Origin of the sequence: Bacillus sp. FJAT-45066, assembly GCF_002335755.1 — a bacterium.
In the GTDB taxonomy this organism is placed as follows: Bacteria; Bacillota; Bacilli; order Bacillales; family Bacillaceae_I; genus Bacillus_CD; species Bacillus_CD alkalisoli.
The window spans coordinates 1440843-1458352 of the sequence record NZ_NISQ01000001.1; the positions used below are offsets into that span (position 1 = coordinate 1440843).

Annotated in this window: 18 protein-coding genes; all 18 read right to left on the reverse strand. The window is 36.0% G+C overall.

Annotated features, from left to right (window positions below):
* Nucleotides 1-15 precede the first annotated feature (15 nt).
* The 18 genes from dapA to nusA all read right to left on the reverse strand — a co-directional run bounded on the left by dapA (nt 16) and on the right by nusA (nt 17489).
* Nucleotides 16-882, reverse strand: a complete 867-nt coding sequence (gene dapA / locus CDZ92_RS07310) for a 4-hydroxy-tetrahydrodipicolinate synthase (protein WP_096154585.1) — start codon at nt 880-882, stop codon at nt 16-18.
* Entirely contained in the window at nt 879-2144 is a 1266-nt protein-coding gene (gene dapG / locus CDZ92_RS07315) for an aspartate kinase (RefSeq protein ID WP_096154586.1), read from the reverse strand. Before dapG ends, dapA begins: the two co-directional genes overlap by 4 nt.
* A gap of 84 nt (nt 2145-2228) precedes the next feature.
* Nucleotides 2229-3269 (reverse strand): aspartate-semialdehyde dehydrogenase, encoded by a 1041-nt coding sequence (asd, locus tag CDZ92_RS07320; protein ID WP_096154587.1) that lies wholly within the window; start codon nt 3267-3269, stop codon nt 2229-2231.
* Between the two features lie 179 nt (nt 3270-3448).
* Nucleotides 3449-4051 (reverse strand): dipicolinate synthase subunit B, encoded by a 603-nt coding sequence (gene dpaB, locus CDZ92_RS07325; RefSeq protein ID WP_176483839.1) that lies wholly within the window; start codon nt 4049-4051, stop codon nt 3449-3451.
* Nucleotides 4051-4944, reverse strand: coding sequence for a dipicolinic acid synthetase subunit A (dpaA, locus tag CDZ92_RS07330; protein WP_096154589.1), 894 nt, complete (start codon nt 4942-4944; stop codon nt 4051-4053). The genes dpaB and dpaA overlap by 1 nt, the downstream gene beginning before the upstream one ends.
* 287 nt (nt 4945-5231) lie before the next feature.
* Nucleotides 5232-5480 (reverse strand): YlmC/YmxH family sporulation protein, encoded by a 249-nt coding sequence (locus CDZ92_RS07335; protein WP_096154590.1) that lies wholly within the window; start codon nt 5478-5480, stop codon nt 5232-5234.
* A 354-nt stretch (nt 5481-5834) separates the two neighbouring features.
* The gene (locus CDZ92_RS07340; RefSeq protein WP_096154591.1) at nt 5835-7073 is read right to left on the reverse strand and encodes a M16 family metallopeptidase; all 1239 of its coding nucleotides are present in this window, start codon (nt 7071-7073) and stop codon (nt 5835-5837) included.
* A 34-nt stretch (nt 7074-7107) separates the two neighbouring features.
* A complete protein-coding gene (locus tag CDZ92_RS07345) occupies nt 7108-8064 on the reverse strand; it encodes a polysaccharide deacetylase family protein (RefSeq protein WP_096154592.1) in 957 nt (318 codons plus the stop codon).
* 113 nt (nt 8065-8177) lie between these two features.
* Nucleotides 8178-10295 (reverse strand): polyribonucleotide nucleotidyltransferase, encoded by a 2118-nt coding sequence (gene pnp / locus CDZ92_RS07350; protein WP_096154593.1) that lies wholly within the window; start codon nt 10293-10295, stop codon nt 8178-8180.
* 224 nt (nt 10296-10519) lie between these two features.
* Nucleotides 10520-10789, reverse strand: coding sequence for a 30S ribosomal protein S15 (gene rpsO, locus CDZ92_RS07355; protein ID WP_096154594.1), 270 nt, complete (start codon nt 10787-10789; stop codon nt 10520-10522).
* Nucleotides 10790-10917: 128 nt separating this feature from the next.
* Complete coding sequence (gene ribF / locus CDZ92_RS07360; protein WP_096154595.1) at nt 10918-11871, reverse strand: bifunctional riboflavin kinase/FAD synthetase; 954 nt, start codon at nt 11869-11871, stop codon at nt 10918-10920.
* A 54-nt stretch (nt 11872-11925) separates the two neighbouring features.
* Complete coding sequence (truB, locus tag CDZ92_RS07365) at nt 11926-12828, reverse strand: tRNA pseudouridine(55) synthase TruB (RefSeq protein ID WP_096154596.1); 903 nt, start codon at nt 12826-12828, stop codon at nt 11926-11928.
* 56 nt (nt 12829-12884) lie between these two features.
* Nucleotides 12885-13250: a 30S ribosome-binding factor RbfA gene (gene rbfA, locus CDZ92_RS07370; protein WP_096154597.1), complete on the reverse strand. Its 366-nt coding sequence runs from the start codon at nt 13248-13250 to the stop codon at nt 12885-12887.
* Between the two features lie 16 nt (nt 13251-13266).
* A complete protein-coding gene (locus tag CDZ92_RS07375; RefSeq protein ID WP_096154598.1) occupies nt 13267-13545 on the reverse strand; it encodes a DUF503 domain-containing protein in 279 nt (92 codons plus the stop codon).
* Nucleotides 13542-15737, reverse strand: a complete 2196-nt coding sequence (gene infB / locus CDZ92_RS07380; protein ID WP_096154599.1) for a translation initiation factor IF-2 — start codon at nt 15735-15737, stop codon at nt 13542-13544. Before infB ends, CDZ92_RS07375 begins: the two co-directional genes overlap by 4 nt.
* 20 nt (nt 15738-15757) lie before the next feature.
* Nucleotides 15758-16057, reverse strand: coding sequence for a YlxQ family RNA-binding protein (locus tag CDZ92_RS07385; protein ID WP_096156949.1), 300 nt, complete (start codon nt 16055-16057; stop codon nt 15758-15760).
* 9 nt (nt 16058-16066) lie between these two features.
* Nucleotides 16067-16339: an RNase P modulator RnpM gene (gene rnpM, locus CDZ92_RS07390; RefSeq protein WP_096154600.1), complete on the reverse strand. Its 273-nt coding sequence runs from the start codon at nt 16337-16339 to the stop codon at nt 16067-16069.
* A 37-nt stretch (nt 16340-16376) separates the two neighbouring features.
* Nucleotides 16377-17489 carry a transcription termination factor NusA gene (nusA, locus tag CDZ92_RS07395; RefSeq protein ID WP_096154601.1) on the reverse strand — a complete coding sequence of 371 codons (1113 nt, stop codon included), beginning with the start codon at nt 17487-17489 and terminating at the stop codon, nt 16377-16379.
* Nucleotides 17490-17510 lie beyond the last annotated feature (21 nt).

Genomic DNA, 17510 nt, shown 5'->3' on the forward strand with positions numbered 1-17510 from the left:
TAAGCTTTAACATAACTATTTTAATAACGATGCTACGAAGTTTCTTTCTGATTCTGTTAATGGTACAAGTGGTAGTCTTACACCGCCAACGTCCATTCCTTTTATCTGTAGTGCCGTTTTAACAGGTGTTGGACTTGGAGCGCTAAATAGTCCATTCATTAATGGTAAAAGCTTTTGATGTAGCTTTGCTGCTTTTTGAAGCTCACTGTTTTCAAAAGCATGTATCATCTCTTGCATTTCATTTCCTACAACATGTGATGCAACAGAAACAATACCATTACCTCCAATTGCCAACACAGGTATCGTTAAGCCATCATCTCCACTATATAAAGCAAAGTCATCGTTAGTATTAGCGATTATTTCTGTCATTTGATCTAAGTTTCCGCTTGCTTCTTTAACTGCGACGATGTTTTCAATATGAGACAAACGCACCACTGTTTCGGCAGTCATATTCACTACAGCTCTTCCAGGGACTGTATACAGCATAACTGGTAGCTTCGTTTCCTCTGCTATAGCTTTAAAGTGCTGAAATAAACCTTCTTGTGAAGGTTTATTGTAATAAGGCGTAACAAGCATTACCGCGTCTACACCGGCAGCTTCTGCTTGTTTCGTAAGAGCGATAGACTCTTTTGTATTATTACTTCCTGTACCTGCAACTACAGGCACTCTACCACCAACTACTTCTACAGCATGACGAAATAGTGCCAGCTTTTCTTCTTTTGTTAGTGTTGGTGATTCTCCTGTTGTACCAGCAATAACTAACGAATCCGTTCCATTTTCAATTAAATAATTAATTAGTTGTGTTGTTTTTTCAAAATCTATGTTGCCTTTATTATCGAACGGCGTTACCATCGCCGTTGCTACTTTTCCGAAGTTAATCATTTGCTTGGTACCTCTCCTTCGTGCATTGGTTTATTGGAATTAGTAGAATGATCACTGCCTAGATTAAAAGCCTGATGCAGTGCATTTACAGCGTTATTCAAATCTTCCTCTTTCACTAGTACCCAGATCGTAGTATGGCTATCCGCAGATTGTAAGATCTGAATACCAAGTTCTGATAATGCAGTAACAATTTTTGAAGTAACTCCAGGGACACCAGTCATCCCCGCACCTACTGTAGCAACCTTCGCACAGTGGCGAGTCACTTTTGGTGAATATCCAAGGTTTTCTAAAACGGAAATCGCTTTCTCCGTCATATCATTTGCAACCGTATATACAACGCTAGTAGGTGAAATATTGAAAAAGTCCACGCTAATTTGTTCATTCGCCATTGCTCTAAATACTTCTGTTTGTAAGTTATATTGCCCTTCTTTTGCAAACACTCTAATTTGTGTCACGTTTGACACATGTGCGATTCCAGTTATTAATCTTTCTTTTACATCCACTTTTCGATTCATTTTATCTAAACTTGTAACAAGTGTCCCAGGTGAATCACTGTACGTTGACCTTACCTTTAGTGGTATGCCTGCATTCATTGCTATTTCAACAGCTCTAGGGTGGATAACTTTTGCTCCTTGGTAAGCCATGTTGCAAATCTCATTATAGGTGACTACTGACAGTGACTTCGCATCTTTAACGATTCTTGGGTCAGCTGTCATTACACCATCCACATCAGTAAAAATCTCAATCCATTCTGCTCTTAATGCTGCTCCAATTGCAGCTGCAGAAGTATCACTTCCACCTCTACCTATCGTAGTTATATCTCCAGTTTTAGAAACTCCTTGGAATCCAGCTACAACTACAACGTCGTGTGATTCTAGTTCTTCTAATAATCGATCACATTTCATTTCTAATATTTTGGCATTTGTATGGTCATTATTTGTTTTAAAACCTGCTTGAGCTCCATTCAACGCAGAAGCGTGTAATCCGTTGCTATTTAGCATGTTACTAAAGACAACCGAAGAGATTATTTCTCCACACGACATTAGCATATCTACTTCACGCTTTGTTACAGATTTAGCTGGTTCAATTAAGCTAATTAACGAATCTGTTGCATATGGCTCACCTTTTCTGCCTATCGCAGAAACGACAACGACTACTTTATATCCGTTTTTTACAGCTTTGTTTATATGCCTTAATGCATGTTCTCGTGACTCGCTATCTCTAACGGAAGTACCTCCGAACTTTTGCACAACAATTTTCATGGTATGGCACCTCATTTTTGAATCATAATTGGTTTCTTGTTGCCTTTTAATATGTTGTATTCATGATTCAGCTAATTAACAAAATTATTTTACAACCTCTAATTTCATTAAACTTTCCGCAATTTGTACAGAATTCCAAGCAGCACCTTTTAATAAGTTGTCTGAAACAATCCATAAATGAAATCCTTTCTTATTATCGATGTCTTGTCGGATTCTTCCTACAAACACATCATTCTTTCCAACACAATCCGCGGGCATAGGATATAATTGCTCATCTAAATTATCTTGTAAAACAACTCCAGGAGCAGCTGCTAATAACTGCTGAATTTCCTTAACTGTTACGTCTTCTCTTTCTACTTCAATATATACGCTCTCAGAATGTCCTGTTACAACTGGTAAGCGTACACAAGTAGCAGCAACATGTAACGATGGCATATGCATTATTTTTTTCGTTTCATTGATCATTTTCATTTCTTCATATGTGAAACCATTCTCTGTAAATTTATCAATTTGTGGAATAGCATTAAAAGCTATTTGATAATGCTTTTTATCACCTTTTACTGGTAAAATTTCTGGTGTGAATTCTTCCCCAGCCAAAATAGCTTGGGTTTGATTATGCAATTCATCTATTGCAGCTGCTCCTGCACCAGAAACTGCTTGATAAGTAGAAACAATAATTTTGGATAATCCGTACTTTTCTCTAATAGGTTCTAATGCTACAACCATTTGAATAGTAGAGCAGTTTGGGTTTGCAATGATTCCATTATGTTCTAAAATATCGTTTTCGTTTACTTCAGGAACAACAAGCGGAACATTTGGGTCCATTCGGAATGCACTAGTGTTGTCCACAACGATTGCACCACGTTTTACTGCTTCAGGTGCCAAAAGTTCAGAAACAGATCCACCAGCACTGAACAGAGCAATATCTACTCCTTCAAAACTTGAGGGTTGAGCTTCTTGCACAACAAACTCTTCACCTTTAAAAGATATTTTTGTACCTGCTGAACGAGCAGAAGATAATAGTGTTAATTTATTTATAGGAAAATTCCTTTGTTCTAATGTTTGAAGCATTTGTTGTCCAACTGCACCAGTTGCACCTACAACAGCTACATGAAATCCTGTCATTTAAAATGTCCTCCCTATACCTAAAATAAAAATTGTATTCTAATGATATATTTTATCATAGTGGTCAAATAAAGAAGAGAAGAAATTGATATTTTCTTCTCTAATTTCTTATTTGTAAAGAAAGTATAAGTTTAATAGTCTCTGTTTGTCTAGTAACAAGTTACATGAACTTGCTTCTACTATTCCTCATATCTAAATCTTTCCACTACGACAGGCTGTAATTGTTTATGCTCTAATGCATCAACTACTGTTGGGAGTAACAGTTCCATCCTTGCCACCATAGAGTTTGGCTTCTTTTCTGGTGCATCTTGACCAAACGGAATAAAATAAATGTTTTTAGTAGCCATTAATCTCATAAGATTAACACCGTTTAATCCTAATGCGTCATTTGTTGATATTCCTAAAACTACAGGTTTATGATTTCGAAGAGTTGCTTTTGCAGCCATTAATACGGGTGAATCTGTTAATGCATTCGCTAGTTTGCTCATAGAATTACCAGTTAATGGTGCAATAACCATACAGTCTAAAGGTATTTTTGGTCCTAACGGCTCTGCTTTGACAATAGAGTCTATAACTTTTTTACCAGTTATGTCCTCTATTTTCTTTATCCATTCTAACCCTTCACCAAACCTAGTTGTCGTATTTTGTACAGTAAACGTAACTACTGGTAATACCTCTGCTCCTTCTTTCACTAATTGTTCTATTTTAGGTACTACCGCTTCATACGTACAATGTGATCCCGTTAATCCGAAGCCGATTCGCTTTCCTTTTAACCTCATCATCATTCTCCTCTCGCTTTTAAATCATCTAATAACAATTGGCATAATACTTGAGCTACAATTTGCCCAGCAGTTTTCGGAGCAACTATTCCTGGAAGTCCTGGTGCAAGGAGAGCTTTTATCCCTCTTTTTTCTGCGTAACGGAAATCGGTTCCACCGGGTTTAGATGCTAAATCTATAATTAAAGTGTGAGCAGGCATTTTGGAAATAACATTTGCTGTAACAATGGGATGAGGAATTGTATTAATACATACATCGATATCAGATACGTTTTTATCCAATTCATTCAAATGAAACGGTTTTAATCCGAGTTCAAATATTCTAGCAATATGTTCTGATCTTCTTGCTCCAACACTTACATGGGCACCAAGTGCTGCAAACGTTCTAGCAACTGTTAATCCAACTCTTCCGAACCCGAGAACAGCTACTTTAGAATTATGAATAGTTATATCTGTATGTTGAATTACCATCATAATTGTGCCTTCAACTGTTGGTATTGCATTATAAATAGCAACGTCATCACGTTCAAAAAGTTGCACAAGTTTACGGTTTGTGTTTGTAACAATTTTATCTAAATATGAATTGGAAATTCCTGAATAGATAGTACAATGTTTTGGTGTCACTTGCAGAATTTCTTCTGTTAATACGATTTTCTCATTAGAAAAGATTGTATCTACTTGACCTTCCAAATTAGTACCAGCTACTGGTAAAATAATCGCATCTATTGTTGAAAAGTCAACACCATCAATTTGCTCTTTAGATGCTCCAGTAAATCCATGGTCTAATTGATCAAAGCCAATTAGTGACAGCTTTGCATCCAATTCAATTAACTTTCGAATTACTTCTAGCTGCCTTGCGTCACCGCCAATTACAGCTATGTGCAAACCGGTCAGCATACTTTGTCACCTTCTTTATTTCTGACTATATTTCTTGTAATGCTCCACTGATTACTTACTTCCACATACTATGTATGGACAAATGAACATGTGAATACGAAAATTAAATCGACAGAACATAAGGAATATATATTTAGCCAACTTGTTAGCTGAGAATTTTCTTATATACGTAAAAAGTGAATTATCTGTAATTATGCAAATATATCTTCAAAAAATTTCCAGAAAAATAAAAATTTATCCCCAAATAAAAATAACCAGATAGATTAATCTACCTGGTTATCGTTTTATTATTCATTTATTTCATCTGGCACGTCTATAATAATCATGTCGTTACCAACTTTTTGGATATGGCTCCAAGGTACTCTAATATCGCCACCTTCCCGCTTCAAACCGAACCACTTTACATTTGGTATAATTAATGAGCGTATTTCTCCAGTCGTTTCGTTTATTTCTAAATCAGTTTGGCCTAGGACTCCTAGTCTTTCTGCTCTTTTTACATCTACAATTTCTTTCCCGCTTAGTTCACTTAATCGCATGTCTTCCCCTCCAATCTATTATTTCTACTACTATATATAAGCTTGAACAAATAAAAAATGCCTGCAAGTTATCCTTGCAAGGCATTTTTTATGTTTAACACCGCTGTTGAATTCCGCGCGTAAGCCTCCGCTTTCCACGGGCGGGGTCGTGAGCCTCTTCGGCGCATCCGCACTTGTGGGGGGTCTCACGTTTCCCGCTTCTCCCACAGGATAAGGAAGGCTACGGTGCGATGCATCGCACGAAGAAAATACGTATGTATTTTCAAAGAGGCTACAACTCTCGCTTCAATCAACAGCTAGATAGTCACTAACACTGCAACCTACATTAACAAGCATTTAGAATGGAAAAACTTATTAACTAATAGACTTAGGTAATTCTCCATCTGGGCTAATTAAAGCAACAGAGAACTCTTCTGTGAATAATTTAGTTGCTAGGTTGTTTACAGATTCCTCTGAAATTTCGTTAATGTTTTCTAGAATTTCATCTAGGGAGCGATGTTTTCCTAATAATAGTTCGTTTTTCCCGTTACGGCTCATTCTGCTATTTGTACTCTCTAAGCCTAACATTAAGCTTCCTTTTATTTGCTCCTTACTATTCTTTAATTCTTTCTCTGTAATACCTTTATCTTTGAAGTGATCTAACGTTTTTTGTATAGTATCAAATAGTTCATTTAATTGATTGCTTCCTGTACCTCCATAAATAGTTAGCATTCCATTATCTTTAAAGGAAGAATGATAACTATAGATGGAATAAGCTAATCCCTTTTCTTCCCTTACATCCTGAAATAGGCGACTACTCATGCTTCCTCCAAGAACGTTGTTAAGTACAATTAGGCTATAAATATCTTTATCCCCAACAGGTAGGCCATTGTAACCAATACATAAATGGGCCTGCTCTGTACTCTTTTTCTTTGTTAAATGTTCATGAAAGAAACTTGGTTTTTCATATTCACGTTTAGAATGTCCAGTATCATACGATCCGAAAAGTTCTTCTACTTCTTGAATAAAGTTATCGTGAATGTTTCCTGCAATAGAGATTACGACATTATCCGGCGTGTATGTCTCATTCATATATTGTGTTAATGTATCACGGTTAAATTTAGATAATGTTGCTTCTGTACCAAGAATTGGATAACCTAATGCATGATCACCGTAAGAAGCTCTAGCTAACACATCATGTACAATGTCATCTGGAGCATCTTCATACATTTTTATTTCTTCATACACAACTTTCTTTTCTTTTTTTAATTCTTCTTCATCAAAAATGGAGTGAAAGAACATATCTGCTAGCACATCTAAGGCGTATGTTCCATGCTCATCTAATACTTTTGCATAATAGCAAGTGTATTCTTTTGATGTAAATGCATTTACTTGACCACCTATAGCATCAAAACTTTCGGCAATCTCTCTTGCCGTTCTCGATTTTGTTCCTTTAAAAAACATATGTTCTAAAAAATGCGAGACTCCATTATTCTCACTAGTTTCATTCCTAGACCCTGTACCTATCCAAACTCCTATAGCAACAGATCTAACTGTTGGAATATGCTCAAGTACAACTCTTACACCATTTTTGCACGTATGTTTTGTTAACAAAGAAGTTCCTCCTATTCAAACGGTAAAACAGTGATTAATCTCGCCGTTCTTCACTTAATAAAGATGATACTGTGCCTATTTCTAGATCTTTTTCTTTAATGGATATTATCATTGTTTCTAACGCTTTAGATGTAGGTTCTGTTGGATGCATTAATATTAATGCACCTGGATGGACTTTTTCTGTTACGCGGTTCACAATGACATGCGGTTCTGGTCTTTGCCAGTCAATCGTATCTACACTCCACATGATAGTACCCATATTTAGTTCTTTCGCAATTTCGACAACTTCTTGTCGATAGCTTCCGCTAGGTGGACCAAACCATGTTGGTTTTATTCCTGTAGTAGCTTCAATTACGTCACTAGTTTTTATTAGCTGATCTCGAACAGCATTACTACCTAACGTCTTCATGTTAGGGTGTGTATAAGAATGGTTACCTAGTTCATGTCCAGCATCAAAAATCATTTTTGCTATAGAAGGGTTTTCTTTAACCCATCTTCCTTCAAGAAAAAATGTTGCTCGTACATTATTTTTTTCAAGTGTTTCCAGCATGTCTGGTATATATTCGTTACCCCAAGCAACATTTATTAAAAACGATACCATTTTTTTATCTGGATGACCACGATAAATAGGCGACGCTTGCAAGTCTTCTAAATGCAATGTTGGCGGAATCTCATCATAAATTAATTTCTTTTCGTTAAATAGGCCATCTTTTTTCATGTTATTATATGATTTTTCAGTATTTACTTTCTTACCATTTAACCCAGGAATCGCTTTCCACACTTTATCGATTTTGGCATCTTGAGGTGGTTTTTCGTAAAGGTGCGCTTGTTTTTCGATTTCTGCATATAATGCATCTTGCTTTTTAACTACCTCGATAGCTGAATCGTTAAACAAAACTCTATATTCCTCTTGTAATGGATTAGGAAAACTATTGTATGTAATGAATGCTACTATAATAAATGCCAATAGGTGCGCAGTAGTCCTTTTCATTCTATCCTTCCCCCTTTATACAACAATTTATGTATAGAGTGGACAAGGTAGAACTTTTTACATGAAGTATGTGAAAAGAAGCCTGATACAATTATCAAGGCTCCTTCATCATATTATGACATTTGTTCGTTTTTTTCTTTTTGTTCTTTTAAAATTGCTTTTCTAGATAAGTTAACGCGACCTTGTTTGTCAATTTCAGTTACTTTGACTAACACTTCTTCACCCATTTTCAGAACATCTTCCACTTTGTTTACTCGCTCTTCTGCAAGTTCAGAAATGTGAACAAGACCATCTTTACCGTTAAAGATTTCTAAGAAAGCACCGAATTTTTCAATTCGCTTTACTTTTCCTAAGTAAATTTGTCCAACTTCTACTTCGCGAACGATATCTTCAATGATTTTTCTAGCTTTCGCGTTCATTTCTTCATGGATAGAGGAGATAAATACAGTTCCATCTTGTTCGATGTCAATTTTAACTCCTGTTTCTTCGATGATCTTATTGATTTGTTTACCACTCGGTCCGATAACATCTCTAATTTTATCAGGGTTGATTGACATTGTTAGGATTTTCGGCGCATAAGCGGATAGTTGTTTACGTGGTTCACTAATTGCTTCTAACATAGAGTTTAGAATGTGCATACGACCAATTTTAGCTTGTTGTAATGCTTCTTCTAAAATCTCTTTAGAAAGACCATCAATCTTTATGTCCATTTGAAGAGCAGTTACACCTTTTGCAGTCCCTGCAACTTTAAAGTCCATATCTCCTAGATGATCTTCCATTCCTTGAATGTCCGAAAGAACAGAATAATGTTCCCCTTTTTTCACAAGACCCATCGCAATACCAGCTACTGGTGCTTTAATTGGAACCCCAGCATCCATCATCGCTAATGTACTAGCACAAATACTAGCTTGTGAAGTGGAACCATTTGACTCAAGAACTTCTGAAACTAGACGTACAGTATATGGGAAGTCCTTCTCATTTGGAATAACAGGCTCAAGGGCGCGTTCTCCTAGTGCTCCGTGACCAATTTCACGACGACCAGGACCTCTAATTGGTCCAGTTTCTCCAACACTAAATTGAGGGAAGTTATAATGGTGCATAAATCGTTTCTCTTCCTCAATACCTAGACCGTCAAGAATTTGAACATCTCCAAGTGCACCAAGCGTACATATACTTAAAGCTTGTGTTTGTCCACGTGTAAATAATCCAGATCCGTGTGTTCTTGGTAAAATTCCAGTTTCAGAAGACAATGAACGAATTTCATCGATTTTTCTTCCGTCAGGTCTTACTTTTTCTTCCGTAATTAAACGGCGTACTTCTTCTTTAACAAGTTTATATAATATTTCTTTTACTTGTTTTAAAGTATCAGCATCTGCTTCTTGACCTTCATAATGAGCGATTACTGTAGCTTTCACTTCGTTAATAGCAGCTTCTCTTGCATGTTTTTCCACAACTTGAACCGCTGAAGTTAGATCTTTTTCAGCCATTTGTCGAATAGTCGCTTCTAATTCTGCATCTACTTCATAAAGTTTGATTTCTAGTTTTTCTTTTCCAACAGCTTGTACAATTTCTTCTTGGAAATGAATTAATTGCTTAATTTGTTCATGACCAAACATAATAGCTTCTAACATTGTTTCTTCTGGAACTTCCTCTGCCCCAGCTTCTACCATGTTGATTGCGTCTTTTGTTCCAGCTACAACTAAGTGAATATCACTTTTTTCTTGTTGCTCAACTGTTGGGTTAACAATAAATTCATCATTAATTCTTCCAACTGTTACACCAGCAATCGGTCCATCAAACGGGATGTCCGAAACAGAAAGTGCTAATGAAGATCCAAACATAGCGGCCATTTCTGAAGAGCAATTTTGATCGACACTCATTACAATACTAATCACTTGAACTTCATTTCTAAAGCCATCAGCAAATAGTGGACGAATAGGTCTATCAATTAATCGGCTAGCCAAAATTGCTTTTTCACTCGGACGGCCTTCACGTTTAATGAAACCTCCAGGAATTTTACCTACTGCATATAGTCTTTCTTCATAGTTCACAGTTAATGGAAAGAAATCTAAATTTTTAGGTTCCTTTGAAGCTGTTGCTGTACTAAGAACAGCCGTATCGCCGTAACGAATTAACACAGCGCCATTAGCCTGTTTCGCTAATTGTCCAACCTCTACTGATAAAGGACGTCCTGCCCAATCAATAGAAAAGATTTGTTTATCTTGTCCCATGAAACGTGTAACCCCTCTCTAACTTAAACTTTTAATATGTATAGTATGAACGAAATACTCTCGACATATCAAATAGTATTTCTTATTACAAGTAATGGTAATGTTCTGTATCGTAAATATACTAGGAAAGGAAGTGAAATAGAAAGTAAAACTAATATTAGTTGTTTTTTCCAATTCCAAACATTAAGAAAAAAGCGGGAGTTCTCCCGCTTTCTTTGGTAGCATTATCGACGTAAGCCTAATTTTGTGATTAGTTCACGGTAACGAGTTACGTCTTTGTTACGTAAGTACGTTAGTAAGTTACGACGCTTACCAACCATCTTTAATAATCCACGACGTGAATGATGGTCTTTCTTGTGCGTACGTAAGTGATCGTTAAGATTGTTGATTTGCTCTGTTAGGACAGCGATCTGTACTTCTGGAGATCCAGTGTCAGATTCGTGAGTTTTGTACTCATTGATTAGCGCTTGTTTACGTTCTTGTGTAATTGCCATCCTAGTTCACCTCCTTATGTTAAACCCCAATTACCGAGCAATCGTTGGTGATTCGAATTGCCAAGCAATGGTTGATTACGAATATAATCATACACTTTTAAACAAAAAAATGCAAGTATGTGTACCTTTTAATTTCTTTCTGTAGTAAAAAAGTGAATTGCTTTTTCTTTATCTTGCTGGATTTGATTTATTAGTTCTTCGATAGAATTAAATTTCTGTTCATTTCGAATGCGCTGAAAAAATTCAACCGTGACAGTTTCTCCATAAATTTCTTGATGAAATTCAAACAAATTTACTTCAATAGAAGGGAGTGTGATTTGTTGATTTTCATAAAAGGTCGGTTTGTAGCCAACATTACAAACACCATTATATGTTAAGCCAGAAACGGTTAATTTCACAGCATAAACACCCGTTTTCGGTAACAAAAATTCATCGTTCAGTTGAACATTTGCTGTAGGAAACCCAATTTTCCTTCCACGCTTATCACCATGAGAGACAGTACCACTTATGGAATAATTTCTTCCTAATGTTTCTGTTAATTCATCCACTTTTCCATCCATTAGTTGCTTCCTAACTAGTGTTGAACTAACTTTTTCTTCACCATTAGCTAATTTATCCACTATTGTTTGAGAAAATACTTGCCTAGAATGAAATGGCAATGTTTGCATCGTTCCTTTTCCAAGGCGACCATAAGAAAAATCAAAACCTGCCACTACATGTTCAACATGTAAGTCTATAATATATTGATCCACAAATTGTTGTGGTTCAAGACTTGCAAATTGATGAGAAAAATTAACAATATACAAAATATCAACACCAAGTTGTTCTAATATACGTTTTTTTTCAGAAATAGGCGTAATATAACGAATGTGTTGGATGTCACGCCCTAAGACAACGGAAGGGTGTGGGTCTAATGTTAAAACCGCACTTTTTCTATTTGTCTTATTCGCATGGTTAATAGCTGTTTTAATGACTTTTTGATGACCTAAATGGATGCCATCAAAGAAACCAAGTGCCATTACAGTACTTGGACAATCTGTTTTTAATAAATGATGTGGGTGTTCTAAATAAACTGTTTTCATTTTTTTCACCTTATATCGATATACCAACTGTATTTATAGATCATTCAAGAGAGTTTAATTGAATACTTTTTTCGGTTTCATTAATCCTTTTTTAGTAGGGTGCTTCATATAAATAGCAATGCATTTGTGATTATGCATTACTGCTAATAATTCATCAAAAGGAATTTCGGGTAGTGGAAGTAATGCACCGTTCAACACTTTCTCTGCTAATGTATCATTAATTTCAAGTGTAGGCAATCCACTTAACGCATTTTCCATCGGAATAAGAATTTCATTCACTCTATTTTCTTCCGATAATTGTTGTAGTTTTTCCAATGTTATAGATTCTTCAAGAGAAAACTTTCCAGATGCTGTTCTTTGTAACTTAGACATATGAGCAGGATACCCTAACAATTCCCCAATAGCTACTGCCAAAGTTCGAACGTAAGTACCTTTACTACATGTAACTTGGATTGTAAAAGTGATGGTATCTTGAGGTTCATATAGTTCTTCCGCTTGTAGTAACTTTATTTCATGTATTGTTACAGTTCTTGTCGGTCTTTCTACCTCGACACCAGCTCTTGCATATTCGTAAAGCTTTTTCCCATTTACTTTTACCGCTGAGTACATTGGTGGAGTTTGTTTGATTTCACCTGTTAGCTTTGTAAGGACATCTTGGATATTAGCCACTTTTATCACTTCAGATATTTCATTTTTCTCCACAGTTTCTCCAGTTTGGTCCTCCGTTGTGGTGGAAAAACCAATTGTAATATCAGCTATATATGTTTTTTTCTCTGCAGTTAAAAATTCAACTAGCTTCGTTGCATTACCTATACAGATAGGTAACACCCCAGTTACCTCAGGGTCTAATGTACCGGTATGACCGACTTTTTTTGTTTTTAAAATCTTTCTTATTTTAAAAACACAATCATGGGATGTTAATCCTTTAGGTTTATTAAGCACTAAAACTCCGTTCATGTCAGTCAATCCTTTCTCTACCATTAGAAAAGGATAGACTTTTACGCCTATCCTTTTTATTCATTAGAATCTTCAGAAGAAGATTGTTTATTTATTTCTTGGAGTAAATTTTCAATTCTGTTTCCATAATCAACAGATTCATCAAATTCGAAGAAAAGCTCTGGTGTTTTTCTTAAGCGAATACGCTTACCGATTTCACTTCGAATAAAACCTTTTGCTTTTGCTAATCCCATTAATGTATCTTGACGTTTTTCTTCGTCACCTAAAACAGAAATAAAGACTTTTGCTTGTTGTAAGTCACCTGTAACCTCAACGTCTGTTACCGTAACAAAACCAACACGTGGATCTTTTATTTTTCTACCGATAATATCAGAAAGCTCTTTTTTCATTTGCTCTCCAACACGGGTTGACCTAACTGTCATACTTTTCACCTCGTACTTATAGCCATTCCAAATTTGTCAAGGCTCTTTCGATTTCAGGGAAAGAATCCAGATATTCTAAAACTTTTTGCATTTCTTTCTCTGAAATATGCTTGCTTGATGAAATTGTAACAATAGCTATTTTTGTTCGTTGCCATACATCTTGATAGTCCACTTCCGCAATCGAGATGTTAAATCTTTGCTTTAAGCGAGTAAGAATTCGTTGAAGGACAGCGCGTTTATCCTTCAACGATTGAGCATCATAAATTATGCATTCACACTCTACATAGCAAATCATTTTCTTATGATTTCTTCCATAACGTAAGCTTCAATTACGTCGCCTTCTTTAAGGTCATTGTAATTTTTAAGTGTTATACCACACTCGTACCCTTGGCTAACTTCTTTTACGTCATCTTTAAAACGTTTAAGAGCGTCAAGTTGACCTTCGAAGATTACAATGCCATTTCGTATTAGTCGAACTCCACTGTCACGTGTAATTTTACCATCCGTAATATAAGAACCTGCAATTGTTCCGATTTTAGATACTTTGAAAGTTGTACGAACTTCTGCTTGACCGATTACTTTTTCTTCGAATTCAGGGTCTAACATACCTTGCATCGCTGATTCGATTTCTTCGATTACTTTGTAAATAATACGGTGAAGACGAATGTCAACTTTTTCCACATCAGCTGTACGCTTTGCTCCTACATCTGGACGAACATTAAATCCTATCACAATCGCATTAGAAGCAGAAGCTAAAATGATATCACTTTCTGTAATAGCACCTACTCCAGTGTGAATTATTTTAACTTTTACACCTTCTACATCAATTTTATAAAGAGATGCCGCTAAAGCTTCAACAGAACCTTGAACATCCGCTTTAACAATTAAGTTAATATCTTTCACTTCACCTTGCTTAATTTGTTCAAACAGATCATCTAATGTTACACGCGTTTTTTCACTTCGTTGTTCTTGAAGTTGCTTTTGAGCACGAGCCTCGCCTACTTGACGAGCTGTTTTCTCATCCCCGAACACCATAAAGTTGTCTCCAGCATGAGGAACATCATTTAAACCTGTAATTTCTACTGGAGTAGATGGTCCTACTTCCTTAACACGTCGACCTAGGTCATTTACCATTGCACGTACACGTCCGAATGTATTACCAACAACAATTGGATCTCCTACTCGTAATGTACCCTTTTGTACTAACAATGTTGCAACAGAACCTTTACCCTTATCTAATTGCGCTTCAATAACTGTTCCAACAGCAGCACGTGTATCATTTGCTTTGTATTCTTCCACTTCTGAAACAAGTAAAATCATTTCAAGTAGCGTATCAATTCCTTCTCCAGTTAGAGCAGATAGTGGTACGAAAATAGTATCTCCGCCCCAATCCTCAGGAACTAATCCGTGTTCTGTTAATTCTTGCATTACACGGTCTGGGTTAGCTGTTGGCTTATCCATTTTGTTCACTGCTACGATAATTGGTACTTCTGCAGCTTTCGCATGGTTAATTGCTTCTACTGTTTGTGGCATTACTCCATCATCCGCAGCAACAACTAAAATAGTAATATCCGTTACTTTTGCTCCACGTGCACGCATAGTTGTGAACGCAGCATGTCCTGGTGTATCAAGGAAAGTAATCTTTTTCTCATTAACGGTAACTTGGTATGCACCGATATGTTGAGTAATCCCTCCAGCTTCGCCTGCTGTTACCTTCGTGTTCCGAATGGAATCAAGTAATGTTGTCTTACCATGGTCAACGTGACCCATAATCGTAACAACTGGTGGACGTTCTTTTAAATCTGTTTCTTCATCTTCTGAATCATATCCAGCAAAGTCTGTTACTTCAAACAGAATTTCTTCTTCTACTTCTACTCCATACTCGCCTGCAATAAGTTCGATTGCATCTTTATCTAAGTCTTGGTTGATTGTAGCCATAACACCAAGCATAAATAGCTTTTTAATAATTTCAGACGGCTCTTTGTGTAACTTTTTAGCTAATTCTGCAACCGTTAACGAACCTGTAAAAGTAATTTTAGAAGGTAACTCTTTTTGCTGTTTAGGCTGAGGAGTCGGTTGTGGATTGCTATTATAATTTTTGTTATTGCCTTGCTTCTTTTTGTTGTTATGGTTATTGTTTTTATTTTTATGGTTGTTATTATTATTGTTATTGAACACTTTTTTCTCCTGCTTCTGAGGTTCTGATGTTGTTTTACGACCATCATTATTTTTTGGAGCGTTATTTTTCTTTTCTACTCCGGTTTTTACATCTTTATCTTTTGTAGAATTTTCATTTTTATTGTTAGAAGGTTTTGGAGAATTAGTATTACTCTTATTCTTTTTACCATCTAACTTTTGAATCATATCTTCATCTAATGTTGCCATATGATTAGATACTTCAATATTCATTTGCTTTAATTTTGTAATGACATCTTTACTTGAAACATTATTTTGTTTCGCGTATTCATAAACACGTAGTTTCGTCATTTACATTCACCCCCAAAGATTTAATCGAGCATTGATAAAATCTTTTTAGCAAATCCTGCATCAAGAATAGCTACTACAACTCTCGATTCTTTTCCAATTGCTCGACCTAATTCGTACCGATCACATACTACTTTAACTGGTACATTATAAAACGAACATTTATCATGAACTTTTTTGTTCGTGTTTGCAGATGCATCGTTTGCTAGTAATACTACTTTTGCCTTTTGGTTCCGTACTTCTTTTATTACCAACTCTTCACCTGATATTAATTTACGAGCCTTAGCAGCCAAACCTAGAGTGGATAGCCAATTATTTTTCATGTTTCTCACTTAATTCCCCTTATCTATTAACTCAAGGAGTTGTTCGTAAATTGATTCATCGATAGCAACTTCAAGATGTCTAGCTAATATATTTTTTTTCTTAGCAAGTAGAATTGCTTCACGGTTATTTGCCAGATATGCACCTCGTCCTGACTTTTTACCTGTTATGTCTATCGAAACTTCTCCTTCTTTAGAACGAACGATGCGGATGAGTTCTTTTTTCGGTTTTAATTCCTGAGTTGCAATACATTTTCTCATTGGAATTTTTTTGCGATTATTCATCTAGGTTCACCTCTCTCTATGAATAAAACTTTACATATTATTCATTTGTGTCATCTAGATTATCATCTTCATCGATTACATCATTACTAAAAGTAAGGCTAGGGTAGATACCAAGTTCTTCGGCTTCCGATTCACTTTTGATGTCTATCTTCCATCCTGAAAGTTTAGCTGCTAAACGAGCATTTTGACCTCTTTTTCCAATAGCAAGTGATAATTGATAATCTGGTACAACTACAGTTGTCGCTTTTTCCTCTTCGCTTACTTGAACTTCTAAAACTTTAGAAGGACTTAATGCATTTGCAACGAATTCAACTGGATCATTAGACCATTTTACAATATCAATTTTCTCACCTTTTAATTCATTCACAATAGCTTGAACTCTTTGTCCTTTTGGTCCAACGCATGAACCTACTGGATCTACTTCCGGGTTATCACAGTGTACGGAAATCTTTGAACGGTCACCTGCTTCTCGTGCAACAGATTTAATTTCAACTGTACCATCATAGATTTCAGGTACTTCTAACTCGAATAATCTTTTCAGTAAGCCTGGGTGAGTACGAGATACAAAGATTTGTGGCCCTTTAGTTGTTTTTTCCACTTTTGTTAAGAATACTTTAATTCTATCATGTGGTTTATAACGTTCGTTAGGCATTTGCTCTGCAGCTGGTAATATCGCTTCAATTTTACCTAAGCTAACGTAAATGAATTTTGAATCTACACGTTGAACGATTCCTGTCATGATATCTTCTTCACGCTCAATGTATTCTGAATAAATAACGCCACGTTCCGCTTCTCTCACACGTTGAGTTACTACTTGTTTCGCTGTTTGAGCAGCAATCCGACCGAAATCCTTAGGAGTAACTTCAATTTCTAACACATCATTTTCTTGATAGTTCGGATTCATTTGGCGTGCTTCATCAATAGAAATTTCAAGTCTTGGGTCAAACACTTCTTGTACTACATCTTTTCTAGCGAATACTCGGAATGAACCGTTAGACGTATTTAAATCTACTCGAACGTTTTGTGCTTGGTTAAAATTTCTTTTATAAGCGGAAATCAGTGCAGCCTCAATTGCGTCAATAATAACGTCTTGGCTAATGCCCTTTTCTTTCGCCATAATGGTTAAGGCATCAAATAACTCACTGCTCATCTTACTTTGTCCCCCTTAATT